The sequence below is a fragment of the Streptomyces sp. NPDC019531 genome, from assembly GCF_044903305.1.
Lineage (GTDB): Bacteria > Actinomycetota > Actinomycetes > Streptomycetales > Streptomycetaceae > Streptomyces.
The window spans coordinates 12,590-31,145 of record NZ_JBJDQL010000025.1 but is presented as its reverse complement, the minus strand read 5'-3'; the positions used below and the strand labels follow the sequence as shown (position 1 = coordinate 31,145).

The following is an 18,556-nucleotide window of genomic DNA, read 5'->3' as shown; positions in this document are numbered from 1 at the left end:
CCACAGGCCGGGGGTGGTGGTGCGATCGTATGATCTTCCGCCTGCACTGTGGGCTGCTGCCGCCCCGCTACGTCGTCTGCTCGCTCCCCGCCGCCGTGACCTCCCGTACCCACGGGGTCTTCGCGTCGACGCGGGTGCTCTTCTGGGCGTCCCAGGTGCCGTAGCGCGGGTTGAGGTCGACGTCGAGTTCCTTGGAGGCCTTGCTGAGGGCGTTCCAGAAGGCGGGGTCGCTGGTCTCGGTGCCGAGGGCGGCGGCGAGCTTCTGGGCCTCCAGCTGGAGGCGGAGGTTGTCGTCGAGGCGTTCGGGAGCGATGCCGTACTGCTGGAGCCAGGCCGTCTCCAGGCCCTTGGCGCCGCCGGCCTGTTCCTCCAGTCCTGCGCGGACTGCCTGGACCTGCTTGCGGGTCACGGTCACGCCCGCGTCCTCGGCCGCCCGGTGCAGCACCCGGTCGAGGACCATGCCGTGCAGGACGTCGCGGGTGAGGGTGCCGGTCTTCGCGATGGCCTGCGTGTACTGCGCCTCGTCGGTGACGGCCGCCCGCTGTGCGTCGCGCACCTCGGTCACCCGGTTCTCCAGCTGCGCGACGGTGATCCGCTGGCCGCCGACGACGGCCGCCGCGCCGGGATGGGCGTCGCTTCCGCAGGCGGTGAGGAGGGGTGCCGCGGCGGCGAGGGCGGCGGAGAGGACTAGCGCGGTGCGACGACGGCGGTGCAAGGAAGCCTCCCGAGGAGAGTTTGTGCAGACAGGCGCGCCGCGCAGCGGCTCGTTGAGGGGCGGTGGTCGGGCGACGGGCGGGCGCACAAGGTCTTGCGGTGATCGATGGTAGGCAGGAGACAGGCTCTGGCCAACCCATTCGACCAACGATTCACCAGGACTTCGGGCACCGCCGCGCCACGCGCGCGTGGCCGCCGTCAGCCGGTGATCGCCACCGGCCCGTCCCAGGCGTCACGGTCCACGGTGATCGTGTAGCCGTTGCGCGACTCCTTGCTGTTGACGATGTACTGATGGCCGCGGCTGTGGCCGGTGTACTGCGTCGAACCGAACGGCCAGTCCGTCGTCGTGGTGTTCTGCTTGTCCCACAGCGCGTACCAGAGGTTGCCCGGCAGGTCGGTCCTGTCGGTCGCGTTGGCGATCGCCTTGGCGCTGGAGCTGGTGAAGCCGTAGAAGCCCGCGCGGTACGTCTTGGCACGCAGCTCCTTGTCGAAGGCCCTGACGTACGTCAGCACGGCGTTGTTGCACGACGTGTTCGTGATGTCGTACGACTCCATGTCGAGGTAGATCGGGCTGCCGGCCTTCATGCCGAGCGCGGAGGCCTTGGACACCGCGTCGTCGGCGTCGGTCCTGCCGAGCGAGGCAGCCGTCGTGGCGGTGAGCTTCTCCGGGTTGGAGCCGCTCTGGCAGGGCGGCTGGGCGCCGACGTAAAGCGGGATGAGCTTCCAGCCGACGGCGCTGACCGACTTGACCCAGGAGGCGGTGAGGTTGGGCTGGGAGCAGCCGCGGTTCCTGCCGCCGACGTAGACGGCGGCGGCGCCGTAGAGGCCGCCGTGCCAGGCCTTCATCGCGGAGAGGGAAGGGGCGGCGCAGGTGTCGAAGGCGCGTCCGGTGTACGTCTTCTGGGCGGGCCAGGTGGTGGCGGCCATCGAGGTCTGCGCGGCGATACCCGCTCCGGCGAGGACGGCTGCTCCGGCGACGCCCCAGGTGATGTATCTGCGCTTCTTCGACTGACGATGGCTGGACATGGACGACCCCACCCCTGGTTGTGCTGTGCAGCCTGCGTGGCTGGCACGGCTTGCATGATGTGCATGACTTGCGTGGCTGAAACGAAGCGCAAAGCTATCCGGCGCCGGTCATGGCTTTCGGAAACGCAGGCCCCTGGGGATCACAAGTTTCTCTCAGGGCACGGCAAAATCTGCCGGCCGGATCTAGCCGCGCACCTGGCTCAGCCATTGCAGCGTCCGGCGCACCTCCGCCGCGAGCGGGTGCGCGGGTCCCTGGAGTCGTTCCACGTCGTGCAGCAGCCGCGCGAGCGTGTCGTGGGCGGCGGCGCGGTCGCCGAGGGCGAGCAGGAGGTGGCCGATGCGGCGGCGGACATCATGGGCGAGTTCGGGGCCGCCGGCCACGTACTGGTTCTCGTAGTACGGCAGCAATGCGCGGTATTCGGCCAGTGCCGCCGCCGGTTCGCCGAGTTGTTCCAGGCACTGGGCGGCGTCGTACCGGAAGCGCAGGGACTGCGGGTCGGCCTGGCCGGCCTCGGCGGCGCGTTCGTCGGCGAGGCGGCGCAGTTCGGGCAGTGCGCGCCGGTACTGGCCGTCGTCCATGAGGGTGGCGGCGTACTGCTTGCGCAGGGTGCGTACGACCGGGGAGTGCGGGCCGTGCTGTTCGGCGGCCGCGGGCAGGATCGCGCCGAGGATGTCGACGGCCTGGGTGATGCGGCCCTCGCCGAGGAGCCGCTTGACCTCGTCGACCGCACGCGCGACATCCGGCTTCTCGGCCTTCTCGGGCACGGGGGCAACCGGGGCGGGCTGGGGTGCGGGGGTGCGCGCCCGGTCCGGCCAGGGGGCATGTGGTCGCAGGAAGGGGCGTGTGGGGTCGAGGGGCGCTCCGGTGGGCGTCCCGCGCGCGGGCAGCAGCAGCGCCAGGTCCTCGTACACGTCCTGCGCGGAGGCCGGGCGGTGCTGCGGGTCCTTGGCGAGCAGCCGCAGGACGAGCGTCTCCAGCGCCTCGGGGACTTCGGGGCGGGTGCGGCGCACGGGCAGCGGGGGCTCGTACAGGTGTCGGTGCAGTACGCCGAGTGCCGTGGAGCCCGCGAACGGGACGTCTCCGCTGAGGAGTTCGTGCAGCAGTACGCCGAGTGCGTACAGGTCGGTGTAGGGGCCGACCGCGCCGCCCATGGCCTGCTCGGGCGCCATGTAGGCGGGCGAGCCGATGGGCGAACCGGTGTGGGTGAGGCGGGTGGTGTCGGTGTCCATGACCGAGGCCACGCCCAGGTCGAGGACGGTGACGGTGCCGTCCTGCTTCACCATCACGTTGCGCGGCTTGAGGTCGCGGTGGACGATCGGCACGGCGTGCACGGCGCTGAGCACGGCGCACAGTTGCGCCGCGACCGCCACCGCCCACTGCCACGGGTACGGGTCGTGCTCGGCGAGGTGGTCGGAGAGGTCCGCGCCATCGACGTACTGCATGACGAGGAACAGCTCCTCGCCCTCGCTGCCCGCGTCGTGCACGGTGACGAGCCCGGGGTGGTCGACCTGCGCGGTCACCCGGCACTCGCGTATGAACCGGCGGCGCAGCTCGTCGGCCTCCTGGCCGGCCACCTTGTCGGGGCGCAGCAGCTTCACCGCGACGCGCCGGTCGAGCCGTTGGTCATAGGCCGTCCACACCTGTCCCATGCCGCCCTGTCCGATGAGCGTGGACAGTTCATAGCGGCCTGCGACGACACGCCCTGTCGCCACGGTCACCTGCCGCCCTCGGGATTGCCGTCGTGGCTGCCGTCATGCTTGCGCAGGTAGTCGCTGAGCTCGTCGAGTTCGGCGCGCACCTGGTCGATACGGGCGGGCGCGGGGCGCTGCGGCGGCGGAGGCGGAGGCGGGGCGACAGCGGGCCTGGAGGCCTGCGGCGTGGGCGGCTGCGGCTGCGGCTGCGGCTGCGGCCCGAGCGTCGTGTACGGCGGCGGCGCGGGCTGCGGATAGCCGTACCCGGCGTGGACGGTCGGCCCCTGGGGCGGCGGATAGCCGACGAACCGCTGCTGCTGGTGGATCCGGATGTCCGTCACCAGGAAGTACACGCTGCTGAAGAGCCCCAGGAGCAGGACGATCCCCATGGCGACGTCGGTCCTGCGGTCGCTCTCCGGGAGCGCGCCGACCACCGAGAGGCACGCGATGGACAACGGGAGGCTCGCCCAGGCCAGCACCCAGTCGATCCCGCGTCCGCGCAGGATGGCGATCCGGAACAGCGGTGCGCAGGCGAACAGACCGCACGAGAAGAAACCGGCGGCGGTGAACAGCACGCGCAGGGTGATGACGGTGCCTGCGCTGCGGGCGGGTGGCACCGCGCCGTGGCCGTACATGACTGCTCCTGGACCGGGTGAAGCCGATGGGGACGGAGTTCGAGCGTATAGGTCGACACGGACATGCGTTCCCGGGTTGTACCGAACCGTTGTCGAGCTGATCACTTCCCACCGCCGCGCAGGTCGCGCGGAGTTACGGTTTCCGCCTCAGCGGTCACCTCAGCGAATCGCCTCAGCGGTTCGCCTCAGCGGTTCGCCTCAGCGGTTCGCCTCAGCGGTTCGCCTCAGCGGTTCGCCTCAGCGGTTCGTCTCAGCGGTTCGTCTCAGTCGGGCGCGACCGTCCCGGCCGTGAGTCCGTCGTACATCCCGCGCACGAGCTGGTCCCCGAGCCGGCCCGCGCGCCTGAGCGCCCGCTCGAACTCGTCGAGCGCGCGGAAGCGTTCGCCGTAGCGCCGTTGTTCGTCGAGCGGGAGCCGGGGCAGCTGAAGTCGGCGCACGTCCAGGCGGGTCGCGGTGGAGGCGTAGCTGCTGGCCTGGCGGTTGTTCGCGGTGCCGCGCAGGAAGCCAGCGAGGAACCAGGGGTCGAGCGCCGCGGGATCGGGGCGCAGGAGCACGAGGTTGCGCCCCAGGGCGGCGCCCCCGGTCGCCTCGTCGATCACGCGTGCCACCGAGCCTCCGCCGAGCACCGGTACGACGACGTCGCCCGGCTCGGTCAGCACGGCCTCCTCGTCGCTCTCGGGCAGCGTTCCGGAGGGGTCGGCCCCGGAGAGGACGTCATGGTCGGTGAGGACGGGCACGCGCGCGTGGCCGCCGTTCCCGCCCGAGCGCAGCAGCAGGGCGCCCCCGCGCGCGAGTTCACCGATGGTGGTGAGCGGCCACCGCGCGGGGTGTGCGGCGTCGGCGCGCGGCGGGGTGAGGTCGGCGGTCAGACGCAGGGTCTCGCCCAGACGTTCGCGTACGGCCGTGAGCTGTTCGACGCCGTCGGCCGCCGTGGGGGGCGGCAGGTGGCGGGCGGGGGCGAGGTCCACGTCGTCGTCGAGGAGTTCGATGACCGGTAGCGCGCGGGCCAGGCCCGGCCGTTCGGTGAAACGGCCGGCCCGGCCGAAGGCCTGCCAGGAGTCGAGGACGGCCTCGCGCACGGCCCGCCAGTCCGGCCCGCCGCGCCCCTCCCCCGCGAACTGCCCCACGTCGACGAGCAGCACCTCCGGCTGCGCCGGCGCCTTCGCCGGGCGGCGCAGCACCCACAGGTGCAGCGGGATGTTGTACGGCGGTGCCGCGCCGACCGGCAGGGCGATCACGGCGCGCAGGGCACCGCGGCGCAGCAGGTCGGCGCGGATACGGCGGCCGGAGCGGCGGGAGGCGGCGGCAGGCGGCATGAGCAGGACGCCGGCACCGCCGTCCTTGAGGCGGGCGAGCGCGTGCTGGACCCAGGCGAGCTCGGACTCGGTGCGGGCCGGGAAGCCGTACTCCCAGCGGGCGTCGTAGGCGAGTTCGTCGTGGCCCCAGTTGCGCTCGTTGAACGGCGGATGGCACAGGACGGCGTCGGCGTGCAGCTGCGGGTAGGCGTCGGCGCGCAGGGTGTCGCCGACGGCACCGCGCACGGTGGACCAGGTGTGCAGGGCGAGCCGGAGCGTGGTGAGCGCGGCGAGTTCGGGGGCGCTGTCCTGGGCGTAGAGCTTCTGGTCGGGGCGGGTGGCGGCAGCCTTCAGGAGGGCGCCGGTGCCGCAGGCCGGATCGAGGACGGTGCGGGCGGGACCGGCGAGGTCGGCCATGAGACCGGCCAGGTCGGCGGGGGTGAGCGTGTACTGGCGCGGGTTGGCGTCGAGGTGCCGGCCGAGGAGGAACTCGAAGGTCTGGCGAGCGCCCAGCTCGGCGGCCAGGTCGGCGACGCCACGCAGGAGGGGGGCGGACGGGAGGAGCTCCGCGGCGGTGGGGGTGTGAACGGCTCGGGGGTGCGCGGTGTTCACTACGGCGTTCGCCAGGGGCCTGGCGTTGGCCGGGTCCACGCCGTTCGCCGGGGCCATCGCGTTCGTGACGTCCTCGGAGTTCACATCGGAGACACCGGAGCGGTCGGTGTCGGAGCTGTGAACCGGGCCTGAGGTGTTCACAGCAGGGGAGGGGTTCACGGCCGCCGACTCGGATCCGAACCGAGGTGTCAGCACCTCCCTCAGCGCCCACGGCAGCGTCTCCGCGAGGCGTTCGTCGGAGCCGGCGCTCACGTCCAGCCAGACCGGGGGCCGGTCGTGGATGAGCAACAGGACACAGCCCGCGTGGGTGAGCGCGGTGACCGGGCCCTCGGGGTGGCCGGAGAGCTGCTGCCAGACACGTTCCCTCAGGGGCACCTCGGCGAGTTTTCCCTGCTTGCGCAGCCAGGACTCGATTTCGGTGAGCGCGAAGGAGGGGCTGGTCTCGGTGCCACCGACGGGCCTGGGGAAGTCGGCGTGCCGACGGCGCCAGTTGCTGACGGCCGCGCGGCCCACGCCGGCCAGCCGTGCGATACCGGCGGCGGTCACCTCAGTCGCGTTGTCCTGCACCCGCCCGCTCCCCTCGACGTACCGCGCCGGCCCTTGGGGCCCGGCATGTGACGCCGAGCATACCGACGTACGCAAGATTACCCATTCACAGCCGTGTACACGGGATGCATTGTGAATCGTGTTGACTCGGTTCACAGCCTCTGTTCTTATTGACCCAGCGAACGAGCGGTCGCTGAAAGGGCGGCGGTCGCCGCGTCGGGAGGGGACACAGCCATGGGCATGAAGGGCAAGATCGCGCTGGGCGCCGTCGTGGGAATCGTCGTCATCGGAGCCGTGTCGGCGAACGCCGGGGACAACGGGGACGGAGGGGGCGGCGACACCTCAGCAGTCGGCGGCAAGAGCTCCTCGGCGTCCGCGGAACGCGAGTCGGGGGGCAGGAAGGGCGGCCAGGACACCGGCAAGGCCGAAGTCGCCGAGAAGAAGGCCGCCTTCTCGGGGGACGGCGACTTCCAGGTCGGTTCGGACGTCAAGCCCGGCACCTATCGCACCACCGGCAACAGCGACGGCATGTGCTACTGGGAGCGGGCCAAGGACGCCTCGGGGGAGATGGACTCGCTGCTGGCCAACGACAATGTCACCGGCACCAGTTACGTCACCCTCAAGGCCACCGACAAGATCTTCAAGTCGAGCGACTGCAACGACTGGGAAGCCGTCGACGAGAAGGCGAAGGGCTCCCCCGCCACCAAGATGGCCGGCGACGGAGGCATGTTCAGAGTGGGCGCCGACATCGCCCCGGGCACCTACAAGTCCACTGGCAACACCGACGACTCCTGCTACTGGGAGCGCACCAAGGACGCCGAACAGAGCCTCGACTCGATCCTCGCGAACGACAACGTCAACGGCACGGCCGTCGTCAAGATCAGCGCCTCGGACGGGTACTTCAAGACGTCCGGCTGCAAGGACTGGACGAAGACCGGCTGAGCCGGGCGACCCCGCTCACCCCGCCCCACCTCAGCACATCGCTCCCCGCTTCCTCACCTCATCGCATCCCCACCAAGGAATCACCATGCGTCGTACCGCACTTGCCGCTCTCTGCATCGCCGCCGCGGCCACCGCAGGACTCACCGGCTGCCGGCCGGGCCAGGACACGGCGGACAACGGGACGAGCGCGTCCAGCGCGTCCGCCGAGCCGAGCAAGTCGGCCGGGAAGAAGGAACCGTTCGCCGGGCTGACCGGCGGCGAGATAGCCGACCGGTCCACGAAGGCGACGACCGGCGCCTCCTCGCTGCGTATGAAGGGCGACATTCCCGACGACGAGAGCGGCGGCACCATCAGCCTGGACGTGCTCCTGAACAAGAAGGGCGAGTGCGCGGGCACGATCGGCATGGGCGGCAAGGGCAAGGCCGAGCTGATCAAGACCGGCGACATCGTGTACATGAAGTTCGACGAGGCGTTCCTGCGCGAACAGAGTGAAGGCGAGTCGAAGTCGGACACCGACGCGGCCGTGGCCATGCTGGCCGGGAAGTGGACCAAGACCAAGGCGACGGGAGCGGACGCCAAGGAGTTCGAGGGCTTCTGCGACCTGGGCGCGGTGCTGGACGGCGCCGAGGACACCAACTCCGACGCGAGCCGCGGGAAGACGACCACCGTCGACGGGGCGCAGGCGATCACCCTGCACGAGAAGGACGGCAAGGACCGCTACACGCTGTACATCGCCACCGAGGGCAAGCCGTATCTGCTGCGGATCGACAGCACCGCCGGAGCCGACCAGGGGTCCGTCACCTTCAGCGACTTCGGCGAACCGGTCCCCGCGCAGAAGCCCACCGGCGAGATCCTGGACCTCGACGCCCTGGGCGGCTGAGCAACAGAGGCCGACGCGGCACGCTCAAAGGGCGTGCCGCATCCACACATTGGGCTCGACGTACACCGCGTACCCGCGCTCCGGTTCGCAGCGCACCGGCACCAGGGCCCCGGGCACCTCGATGTCGCCCCGGGTGTCGAAGGGCAGTCCGGTCCAGCGGCGCCACTGCTCCAGCGAGCCGGACACCGTCATGGAAGCCGGGGCCACCGCGTGGACGGCGGCGCCGGCCCGGGCGTGGACACGCAGCCAGGGGTCGTGCGGCAGGCCGTCGGGGCGTACCCGGTAGGCGTACTCCTGCATCGGGGTGTGCGGTTCCAGATGCTTGGCGCTGGGACGGACGGGGGCGACGACCTCTCCGAAGCCGTGGGCGCGGGCGTTGTCACGCAGCGCCGAGAGCATCCGGGCGGACAGGCCATGGCCCTGGAGACGCGGATCGACGACCACCGAGATCGCGCTGACGGTGTCGGGCCGCACACCACGGCGCAGGTCGCTGAAGGCCCACACCAGCACCTCGTCCCAGCCCCGGTCGGGCAGCTCACCACGGTCCTCGGCATGGAGGGCGAAGGGCACGCTGTGGGCGTGCGCGACGATCTCGCCCCGATCGTCCTCGGCGAACAGCACGTACTCGGGGAGTTCACCGGAGATCCGTCCGTAGTGGGCGTTGCCCACGGGATCCTCGGTCACGAACTCCGGCCAGCTGTTGGCCATGTCGAGGACGCGCTCCCGCATCTCGGGACGCTCGGCGAGACTCGATACCTTCAGCTCCATGCGGTCACCGTAGGCGGGGGTCCGGCCACCGGAAAGCGCATTTCCCGCCCGCCCGCCACGGCACGCGACGCGTCGGGGCGGACCCGGGTCCTGCGGCCGGCACGTCCTCTCAGTCCGCGTGGAACCGCGGCGGTGCCGCCGTCGGGTTGCCGCCGGTCGGAAGTTTCTGGCCGGGGCAGCCCGAGAGGACCTTCTCCATCGCGGACTTCTCGGCGGTCGTGACCCACAGGTCGTACTTCTTCTTCACCGCGACCTGGGCGGCCACATACGTGCACCGGTACGCCTTGTTGGGCGGCAGCCAGGTCGCCGTGTCGCCGTCGCCCTTGGAACGGTTGGTGCTCGCGTCGACGGCAAGGAGGTTGAGGGGGTCGTTGGCGAGAGCTATGCGTTTGCTGGCGGCCCAGTACTTGGCACCCTTCTGCCAGGCGTCGGAGAGCGCGACCACATGGTCGATGTCGACCTGGCTGCGGCCGCGCCGGTAGGTCACCTCCTTGCCCGAGTACGGGTCCGACTCCAGCACGCCGTAGGACACCTTGCAGTCGCCGCCGGTGAACTTCACGTCCTCAAGGTCCCGTTTGAGTATGTCGTCACGTGTGTCGCAGTCGTTCGAGTCCGTGTCCGCCCACGCGGTGCCGAACCTGTCCCGCTCGTACCCCGTCTTGGGCGCCCGCCCCTTCACGGTGAGGGACTCGGCGGCGGTGAGAGCCGCGCCCGATCCCCCGGTCTCCTCCGGGCCTCCGGACCCGGTGGTCGTCTCCGCCTTGCACCCGGCCACGGCGAACACCAGCACGACGGCGGCCGCGGCCCCGCCCCTCAGACGCATCACGTGCGCCCCTCCCCTTGCAACCCGGTCCGCCCCCGCAGGGAGCGCCTTCCCTTGAACGACGCCGCGCACACCGTAGCGAGCGGGCGCACCGTGGCGTTCAGGAGGTCCAGACCACGATCCGTCCGAATGGGCATCGCGGACATAACGGCCGTATCGTCGTACCTGAGTCTCTCCGGAAGGAGCTCTGGATGGGCATCTTCGACAGGTTCAAGAGCAACCGCCAGATGCAGGACAAGGGCAAGGACATGTCCGACGCGGCGGAACGCAAGGCCAATGACAAGACGGGCAACAAGTACGAGAGCCAGGTCGACGACGCGCAGCAGAAGATCGAAGGGTCGCTCGGCATGGATCGCGACAGGCCCGAGCAGCCGTAGCCCCGGAGACCGACGGAGGACACCGGACCCGCCGGGCACGGCCCGCGCAGGCTCCCCCACCACACGCTGAACCAGAGGCCGTCCGCGGAGCTCCGTCTCCCGCGGGCGGCTTCGGCGTTCCGGAAGGATCAGACCGGCCACGGCAACACCGTAAGGCTCGGCCACGGTTGGGCTTCTGCTCGCACCAACCGCCCGCCGTCACGTATCAGCCGAGCAGGTCGAGCGTCGTCATCCTGGCTGTCACGATCACACCTTCCCTATGCCCAAAGTGGTCTCCGACGGAAGCAGCCCGGAGGACAGCACCGCGACCCAGAAGTCGCCGAGCAGGTCCGCGAGGCGGTCGGTGCTCACCGGGCCGAGCAACTGCCAGGGGGCGGCGGCGAGTTGGTCGGTGTGGTGCTCGACGCGGTGCCGGAGGTCGCGGCCGGCGTCGGTGGCTTCGCCGCTCTCGCCGACCAGACCGCGGGCCGCCAGTCGCGCCCGCGCGGACTCCCATTCCCCCTCGCTCCAGCCACGGCTCTCGAAGCGCTCCACGGACGCGGCACCGATCGCGGCGAAGGAGACCAGCGACTCCACCGGGTCGAGTCCGGCCACGAGCAGGGCCGCGAGGTGACCGTCACCGCGGTGCTCGCGCAGGATCGTCGCCGCCTGCCACAGTTGGAGGTGCGGGGCCTCGGGCCACTCCAGCTCGGCGTTGGCCGCGGCGAGCGGTCGGCCCTCGGTGTTCGCCGCTTCGGCGGCCCGTCGGGCGAGAGCGGCGGCCTCCGCCAGTTCGGGGCTGTCGACACGGTCGCCGAGTATCGCGCGGTAGGCCCGGTCGATCCCCCGCAGCCTCGCCGCCAGCACCGCGCCGGGGTCGGCGGTCGCCCACGCGGAGTCGATGTGCTCCGCGACCATGCGCGGACTGAAGCTGTAGAAGGCGGAGGTCACACGCTCGGCACCCACCGGCCCCAACGGCGCGGCACGGAGCGGGAAGTAGCTCGGCCAGCGCTCCTTCGTGTCGTATCCGAGCGCCGCGGCCTCCTCGAAGACCTCCGGCGCGTAGTAGAGCACCGCGTGCAGGGGTTCCAGCAGGTGCCAGAGCTGCCGTACACGACTCAGCTCCACACCGCCCGCACCGGCCCCGTCGTCGTACGTCGACATGACACCACCCCCGTCGCATCCACACATCCCAGAACTTGACATTGACTAGATTGCCTCGACCCACCCCAACTTGTCAATGCCTAGATTGCGCGTACGCTTCTGACCATGGCACCCGCGCAGTCAGAACGGCCCCGCCGCCCCTACCACCACGGCGACCTCCGCCACACGATCCTCACCGCCGCGCTCGACGTCATCACCGCCGACGGCCCCACCGGGCTGAGCCTGCGCGACCTCGCGCGCCGCGCCGGGGTCTCGCACGCGGCCCCGGCCCATCACTTCAGGGACCGCACCGGGCTGCTCACCGCGATCGCCGCCGAGGGCTTCGGGCTGCTCGCGGCGGCCCTCTCGGAAGCCGCGGATCTCAAGGACGCGGGGGTGCGCTACGTCCGCTTCGCCCGCGAGCATCCGGCCCACTTCCAGGTGATGTTCGCGCCCGAACTCCTGCGCGCCGACGACCTCGAACTCACCACGGCCCGCGCCCTGGCCACCGACGCCCTGCGCACCTCGGTGTCGACCGTGCGGGCGGAGGACTTCGGCATCGACACCCGCCTCGCCGGCGTCGCCGCCTGGGCCCTCGCCCACGGCTTCGCCACGCTGCTGCTCGGGCACAACCTGGACGGCGCGGTGGGCGGCAAGGACCCCGAGGAGGTGTTCCGTTCGTTGGCGACCACGCTGTTCCGGTCCGTCTAGGCAGGGGCGTCAGCGGATGTCCGGAGCGAAGGTGGCCGTCACCTTGCGGTCCTGGTCCAGGACCGGCACGCAGGGGTTGCCTCCGACGCAGTCCCCGTCCCACCGCTTCAGCCGGAAGCCGGTGCCCGTGATGGTCCCGGTCAGCTCCAGCCCTGGCGTCGAGACATCGATCTCGCACGTCGTCGGGTTGGGGCCCCTGCAAAGCTCACCGCCCTGGGCGTCCTTGGCCGCGAGCTCGGCGGTGTCGCGTCCTCCGGTGAGGACGATCGTGAGGCTGACGACACCCGTGCCGGTGAGTGGAGCCCTGGAGGTCTTGCTTCCCGAGGAAACCGTGAACTCGGTGCTCGTGGCCCCCAGTTGCGTGGGCCCGAACTCGATGTCCTCCGTGCAGGAGGCACCTGCCTCCAGCCGATCCCCGCACGTGCTGCGGACCGACGCGAAGACGCTGCCGTCCACAATGTTCGTGGGACCGATGTCGATGGCCTGGTCGTTGGGATTGGCGATGCTGAAGGTGACGACCGATGTGTCCAGGCCCGTCGTGATGTTGACCGTCCCGAAGTCCGGCTCGGAGGCGGTGATGACCGGCCCGTCGAGCGGTACGGATGGCGGGCCCCCGCTCGTGCCGGTGCTGGTACGGCCTTCCGTCGTCCCCCCGGACGTCGGTACGCCCCCCGTCGTACGCCCGCCCGTCGTCCCCCCGGACACCGGGCTACCCCCCGCACCTCCCACGGTCGTCCCCCCGCCCACCTGCCCTCCGCTGCCCTCCGTCCCCGCGGAATCCGCAGAAGACACAAGTGGCGAGGCCGAGCCCCCGTCGTCGTCCCCACCCCCACCCCCACCCACCGCCTGCACGATCGCCGACCCCACCACCAGCACCGCCACCACCCCGGCAACAGCGGCCATCACCAGGCGCCGCGAGTTCGAGGTGCCGGACGACGGCGGGGTCGAGGGCATCGGCGGAGGTGGCGGGGGTTCGAGGAGCGCCAGATTGGCCCGTGTGACCGCCGCCCCCGCCATGTCCCCCAGCTGGGTTCGCAGGTCGAGCGCCCTGCGCAGGAGACGGTGGGCATGGTCCACCCGGTCGTGGAGGAAGTGCTGGACGCCCTGCTGATGGGTGAAGTACGCCTCGGCCGCCTTGTTCCCGGCCGCCTGCGCCGCGGTGATGCCCTGCGCGAGGGTGTTCTGCCAGGACTGCCAGTGCCCCTGGACGAACAGCACCCGTTCGACGACGGTCACCAGTTGCACGACCGCCTGCCACTGGCGCCGCTCGGCCGCGATGCCGAGCAGGCTCAGCGCCGCGTCGACCGCCCCGCGCGCCTCCTCTCCGCCGGGATCGCAGGAGGCCAGCCAGGCGCCCAACGAACGCAGTACGGAGGCGAGTCCGATGTAGTGGTACAGGATCTGCCGGTAGGAGTCGGACTTGCAGACCGGTAACCCGAAGCGGTCCTCGGCCTGTTCGGCCAGCCCGCGCGCGGTGAGCGACTCCAGGGTCTCGGCGACGTAGGCGATGTCGGCCATCTGCGCGAGCACGGGACCGGGCAGCAACGCGCCGCCGAGCAGCGTGAGCACCCCCAACACGCGCTTGGCCTGCGGTCCCACGGCCGAGATGCACAGCTCGTCCAGGACGCCGGGGCCGGACTCGGCGCGCGTGGCGAGTTCGGCGAAGGAGCGGCCGTCGACCCGCACCAGCGCGGCCGCCTGCCGCAGAGACAGCGGCTGCCCGCCCACGGCCGCCACCAGCCGTCGCACGGCGTCCCTTTCGGCGTCCGCGACGGCGCGGCCCAGCTCATGCGCGAGCAGGGCCAACGCTTCCTGCTCCGACAGACCCGGCAGGGCCTGTGAGGTCCCCAGTGTGCCGAGTACGGGTGTTGCGGCCCCGACCACCAGTGCGCAGTCCCGCAACACCGCGCGCAGATAGCCGAGTTGCTGCGGGTTGTAGGACACGTCGTCGAGGGCGACGACTCCTCCGGGCACCTGTCCCAGCGCACCCGCGCACTCGTCCGTGGTCAGCCGTACGCCTTCGGCGCCGGGGTAGACGTAGAACTGCCGCATCAAGTCCTGGAGGAGGTCCTCCAGTTCGGTGCGGCCGACGCGTACGTACCCGCCGCCGGCGTTCCTGAGCAGCGTGGTCTTTCCCGCCCCGCACGGGCCCCTGAACTCCACCGCACCCCGCTCGCGCACCGCGCGGCGCACGAGCTCGCGCTGTCCGGCCCGGCCCACCATGAACGGTGGAGCGGGAAGTGTGGGTCCGTACGGCCGCCTCATCGGTCCGGGCCCGGGTGCGCGCAGCGGCAGGCGGGTCAGACGGGCGCCGTGCCGGTCGGTGAGAGAGACGCTGAGATTGCCGAAGACGACACTGTTCATTCCTCCCCCTGGGAATGAACGGGGCGCCTGGCAGGCGCCCGGTGCGTCAACGATGGGAGCGTGCGCGGCCGGTGTCAAGGAAGGCCGGGGCGGGCGTCACCCATAAGAGTGACGCCCGGAAAACGCCCGTCCCCAGGACCACAGAATCGACCCCAGGACGCCAGAGCCCCAGGACCTCAGAATCGACCTAGGACCCCAGAATCGACGTGAGAAACTCCCCCACCCAGCCGAGCAACTCCCGCCCGACCAACGGCTTCCCGCCCACCTTGGCCGTCTTGGGCCGCGGCACCAGTACCTGGTGCGCTGCCGGCTTGATGACGGTGCCGGGGTACAGCCGCTTGAGTCGTAGTTCCTGCGACTCCCGCAACTCGACCGGCGCGAAGCGGATGTTGGTGCCCTGGAGGACGATCTCGCCGACGCCACACGCGCGTGCCAGCATCCGGAGACCGGCGACCAGGAGGAGGTTCTCGACCGGCTCGGGCAACTTGCCGTAGCGGTCGACGAGTTCCTCGCGTACGGCCTTGACGTCCTCCTCGGTGTTCACCGAGGCGATCGCGCGATAGGCCTGCAGACGCAGCCGCTCGCCCGGCGCGTAGTCGTGCGGGACGTGCGCGTCGACCGGGAGCTCGATCTTGACCTCCAGCGGCGGCTCCTCCTCGACACCGCCTTCCAGGGAGGCCCGGTAGTCCGCGACGGCCTCGCCGACCATGCGGACGTACAGATCGAAGCCGACGCCCGCGATGTGGCCGGACTGCTCTCCGCCGAGGAGGTTTCCGGCTCCCCGGATCTCCAGGTCCTTCATCGCCACGTACATGCCCGCGCCCATCTCGGTGTGCTGGGCGATGGTCGCGAGCCGTTCGTGGGCCGTCTCCGTCAGCGGCTTCTCCGGCGGGTAGAGGAAGTAGGCGTAGCCGCGCTCCCGGCCTCGTCCGACCCGGCCGCGCAGCTGGTGCAGCTGCGAGAGGCCGAAGTTGTCGCCGCGCTCCACGATCAGCGTGTTCGCGTTGGAGATGTCGATGCCGGACTCGACGATCGTGGTCGACACCAGCACATCGAACTTCTTCTCCCAGAAGTCGACGACGACCTGCTCAAGGGCCGACTCCGACATCTGGCCGTGCGCGGTCGCGATACGCGCCTCGGGGACGATCTCGCGCAGCCGCGAAGCCGCCCGGTCGATCGACTCGACACGGTTGTGGATGTAGAAGACCTGGCCCTCACGCAGCAGTTCACGACGGATGGCCGCGCCGATCTGCTTCTCCTCGTACGGACCGACGAAGGTGAGCACCGGATGGCGCTCCTCCGGCGGCGTGGTGATCGTCGACATCTCGCGGATGCCGGTGACCGCCATCTCCAGGGTGCGCGGGATCGGTGTCGCCGACATGGTCAGCACGTCGACGTTGGCGCGGAGCTTCTTCAGCTGCTCCTTGTGCTCGACGCCGAAGCGCTGCTCCTCGTCGACGATGACCAGGCCGAGGTCCTTGAACTTGGTCTCGGAGGAGAACAGGCGGTGGGTGCCGATGACGACGTCCACCGAGCCCTCGCGCAGGCCCTCCAGGGCCGCCTTCGCCTCGGTGTCGGTCTGGAAGCGGCTCAACGCCCGTACGTTGACGGGGAATTGGGAGTAGCGCTCGGAGAACGTCCCGAAGTGCTGCTGCACCAGCAGCGTGGTCGGCACCAGCACCGCCACCTGCTTGCCGTCCTGTACGGCCTTGAACGCGGCCCGGACCGCGATCTCCGTCTTGCCGTAGCCGACGTCGCCGCAGATCAGGCGGTCCATGGGGACCGACTTCTCCATGTCCTCCTTGACCTCGGCGATGGTGGTGAGCTGGTCGGGCGTCTCCGCGTACGGGAAGGCGTCCTCCAGCTCGCGCTGCCACGGGGTGTCCGGTCCGAAGGTGTGGCCCGGGGCCGCCATCCGCGCGCTGTACAGCTTGATCAGGTCGGCGGCGATCTCCTTGACGGCCTTCTTCGCGCGCGCCTTGGTCTTCGTCCAGTCGGCGCCGCCGAGCCGGTGCAGCGTGGGTGCCTCGCCGCCGACGTACTTGGTGATCTGTTCCAGCTGGTCGGTCGGGATGTAGAGGCGGTCGCCGGGCTGGCCGCGCTTGGCGGGGGCGTACTCGACGACGAGGTACTCGCGCGTGGCGCCCTGCACGGTCCGCTGGACCATCTCGATGTAGCGGCCGACGCCGTGCTGTTCGTGGACGATGTAGTCACCCGTCTCCAGGGTGAGCGGGTCGATCGTCTTGCGGCGCCTGGCGGGCATCCGGGCGCCGTCCTTGCCGGCCGCCTTCTGCCCGGTCAGGTCGGTCTCGGTCAGGACGGCGAGTCTGAGCGCCGGGTCGACGAAGCCGTACTCGATCGAGCCGCACGCCACGTGCACGACGGACGGGCTCAGTGACGCGAGCTCCGCGTCGAGACGGGCCGCGATGCCCTCGCCGCCCAGCACCTCGACGGTACGGGCCGCGGGTCCGTGCGCCTCGGTCACGAAGACCGCGCGCCAGCCGTCGGCGAGCCAGCCCTTGGTGTCGGCGAGCGCCTTGGCGGTGTCTCCGCGGTAGGTCTCGGGCGCGTGCATGCCCAGCTTGAGGGTGTCCGCCTCCAGTTCGAGATCCGCGGCGAACGGCGACACCGACCACCACATCATGTCCAGCTCGCGCGCGCGGTCCCGGACGTCGGCGATGGACCACAGGGAGGCCGCGCCCACGTCGATGGGCGCCTCGCCACCGCCCGCGGTGGCCGCCCAGGAGGCCTGGAGGAACTCCTGGGAGGTCGCCACGAGGTCGGACGCACGCGTGCGGACCCGCTCCGGATCGCATACGACGGCCATGGCGCCCTTGGGCAGGACGTCGATGAGCAGCTCCATGTCGTCGACGAGGACGGGCGCCAGGGACTCCATGCCCTCGACGGCGATGCCCTCGGCGATCCTGCCGAGCAACTCGCCCAGCTCGGGGTGCTGCTCGGCGAGGGCACGCGCGCGTGCCCGTACGTCGTCAGTCAGCAGGAGTTCACGGCACGGGGGCGCCCACAGGCCGTGTTCGGCGACCTCCAGGGAGCGCTGGTCGGCGACCTTGAAGTAGCGGATCTCCTCGACCTCGTCGCCCCAGAACTCGACGCGCAGGGGGTGTTCCTCGGTGGGCGGGAAGACGTCCAGGATGCCGCCGCGTACGGCGAACTCGCCGCGCTTCTCGACGAGTTCCACGCGCGCGTACGCGGCTGCGGCGAGGGACTCCACGATCGCGTTCAGGTCGGCGGTCTGTCCGGTCCGCAGGGCCACCGGTTCCAGCTCACCGAGGCCCTTGACCTGCGGCTGGAGCACGGATCGTACGGGCGCGACGACCACCGAGACCGGGCCGGTCTCGGGGTCGTCGGGGCGGGGGTGGGTGAGGCGCCGCAGGACGGCCAGGCGGCGGCCGACGGTGTCGCTGCGGGGGCTGAGGCGCTCGTGCGGGAGGGTCTCCCAGGAGGGGTACTCCACGACCCCCTCCGGCGGGAGCAGGGAGCGCAGGGCCGCGGCCAGGTCCTCCGCCTCCCGGCCGGTCGCCGTCACCGCGAGCACCGGCCGGCCCGCCTCACGCGCGAGGGCGGCGATCGCGAAGGGGCGGGCGGCCGGGGGGCCGACCAGGTCGACGTGCATCCGGTTGCTGTCCTGGGCGGCCGCGATCGCTTCCGCGAGGGCGGGGTCCTTGACGACGGCGTCGAGCAGACCGTGCAGGCTCATTCGGGGCGGCTTTCGTCCGGGGCTGGGCTGGGGGTGGGCTGAGGGTGGGCAACACGAAGGGCCCGACGCGGTGACCGGCCGGGGGGTCTCCAGCCTACGACGCGGCGGCGACCGGTGCGGGGGCTGTGGATGACGCCGGCTTTCCGCGGGATGGGTTTTCCACAGGGCCGGTGCGGGGGTGGGCCTCGCGTTGTTTCGCCCCCGCCGCCCCTACCCGTCCCATGCCAGGGGCTGCCGCCCCTTCGACCCCGCCCCGGGGGGGGGGGGGCCCCCCCCCCCCCCCCCCCCCCCCCCCCCCCCCCCGGCCCCCACGCCCCCCCGGGGCACCCCA

Annotated in this window: 14 protein-coding genes; 4 read left to right on the top strand and 10 right to left on the bottom strand. The window is 71.2% G+C overall.

From position 1 onward, the window contains the following. Positions 1 to 67: 67 nt before the first annotated feature. The 5 genes from ACI2L1_RS26290 to ACI2L1_RS26270 form a co-directional block, all read right to left on the bottom strand. Positions 68 to 715 carry a SurA N-terminal domain-containing protein gene (locus ACI2L1_RS26290; protein ID WP_404741823.1) on the bottom strand — a complete coding sequence of 216 codons (648 nt, stop codon included), beginning with the start codon at positions 713 to 715 and terminating at the stop codon, positions 68 to 70. Positions 716 to 912: 197 nt separating this feature from the next. Next, positions 913 to 1,740 (bottom strand): glycoside hydrolase domain-containing protein, encoded by an 828-nt coding sequence (locus tag ACI2L1_RS26285; RefSeq protein WP_404741822.1) that lies wholly within the window; start codon positions 1,738 to 1,740, stop codon positions 913 to 915. 183 nt (positions 1,741 to 1,923) lie between these two features. Further along, positions 1,924 to 3,417, bottom strand: a complete 1,494-nt coding sequence (locus tag ACI2L1_RS26280; RefSeq protein WP_404741902.1) for a protein kinase — start codon at positions 3,415 to 3,417, stop codon at positions 1,924 to 1,926. Positions 3,418 to 3,455: 38 nt separating this feature from the next. After that, positions 3,456 to 4,067 carry a hypothetical protein gene (locus ACI2L1_RS26275; RefSeq protein ID WP_404741821.1) on the bottom strand — a complete coding sequence of 204 codons (612 nt, stop codon included), beginning with the start codon at positions 4,065 to 4,067 and terminating at the stop codon, positions 3,456 to 3,458. Between the two features lie 263 nt (positions 4,068 to 4,330). After that, positions 4,331 to 6,541: an N-6 DNA methylase gene (locus ACI2L1_RS26270; protein WP_404741820.1), complete on the bottom strand. Its 2,211-nt coding sequence runs from the start codon at positions 6,539 to 6,541 to the stop codon at positions 4,331 to 4,333. Positions 6,542 to 6,754: 213 nt separating this feature from the next. On the opposite strand from ACI2L1_RS26270, the gene ACI2L1_RS26265 reads away from it, so the two are divergent. Both ACI2L1_RS26265 and ACI2L1_RS26260 read left to right on the top strand, forming a co-directional pair. Beyond that, on the top strand, positions 6,755 to 7,462 hold the full coding sequence (locus ACI2L1_RS26265; RefSeq protein WP_404741819.1) for a hypothetical protein: 708 nt from the start codon (positions 6,755 to 6,757) through the stop codon (positions 7,460 to 7,462). 85 nt (positions 7,463 to 7,547) lie between these two features. Further along, complete coding sequence (locus tag ACI2L1_RS26260; protein WP_404741818.1) at positions 7,548 to 8,342, top strand: hypothetical protein; 795 nt, start codon at positions 7,548 to 7,550, stop codon at positions 8,340 to 8,342. 24 nt (positions 8,343 to 8,366) lie between these two features. Here ACI2L1_RS26260 and ACI2L1_RS26255 read toward each other — a convergent pair whose 3' ends face one another. Together ACI2L1_RS26255 and ACI2L1_RS26250 are read right to left on the bottom strand one after the other, a co-directional pair. Continuing rightward, the gene (locus ACI2L1_RS26255; RefSeq protein WP_404741817.1) at positions 8,367 to 9,110 is read right to left on the bottom strand and encodes a GNAT family N-acetyltransferase; all 744 of its coding nucleotides are present in this window, start codon (positions 9,108 to 9,110) and stop codon (positions 8,367 to 8,369) included. Between the two features lie 109 nt (positions 9,111 to 9,219). Further along, positions 9,220 to 9,933 carry an HNH endonuclease family protein gene (locus ACI2L1_RS26250; protein WP_404741901.1) on the bottom strand — a complete coding sequence of 238 codons (714 nt, stop codon included), beginning with the start codon at positions 9,931 to 9,933 and terminating at the stop codon, positions 9,220 to 9,222. Positions 9,934 to 10,124: 191 nt separating this feature from the next. Between ACI2L1_RS26250 and ACI2L1_RS26245 the strand changes: the two genes are divergently transcribed. Further along, entirely contained in the window at positions 10,125 to 10,310 is a 186-nt protein-coding gene (locus ACI2L1_RS26245; protein ID WP_404741816.1) for an Rv0909 family putative TA system antitoxin, read from the top strand. 246 nt (positions 10,311 to 10,556) lie between these two features. Here the strand turns inward: ACI2L1_RS26245 and ACI2L1_RS26240 are convergent, their stop codons facing one another. Further along, a complete protein-coding gene (locus tag ACI2L1_RS26240; protein WP_404741815.1) occupies positions 10,557 to 11,453 on the bottom strand; it encodes a hypothetical protein in 897 nt (298 codons plus the stop codon). A gap of 105 nt (positions 11,454 to 11,558) precedes the next feature. Here ACI2L1_RS26240 and ACI2L1_RS26235 point away from each other — a divergent pair, with 105 nt between their 5' ends. Further along, positions 11,559 to 12,143: a TetR/AcrR family transcriptional regulator gene (locus ACI2L1_RS26235; protein ID WP_404741814.1), complete on the top strand. Its 585-nt coding sequence runs from the start codon at positions 11,559 to 11,561 to the stop codon at positions 12,141 to 12,143. A 9-nt stretch (positions 12,144 to 12,152) separates the two neighbouring features. Here the strand turns inward: ACI2L1_RS26235 and ACI2L1_RS26230 are convergent, their stop codons facing one another. Both ACI2L1_RS26230 and mfd read right to left on the bottom strand, forming a co-directional pair. Continuing rightward, positions 12,153 to 14,507: a hypothetical protein gene (locus tag ACI2L1_RS26230; protein ID WP_404741813.1), complete on the bottom strand. Its 2,355-nt coding sequence runs from the start codon at positions 14,505 to 14,507 to the stop codon at positions 12,153 to 12,155. Positions 14,508 to 14,694: 187 nt separating this feature from the next. Then, entirely contained in the window at positions 14,695 to 18,225 is a 3,531-nt protein-coding gene (gene mfd / locus ACI2L1_RS26225) for a transcription-repair coupling factor (RefSeq protein ID WP_404741812.1), read from the bottom strand. Between the last annotated feature and the right edge of the window lie 331 nt (positions 18,226 to 18,556).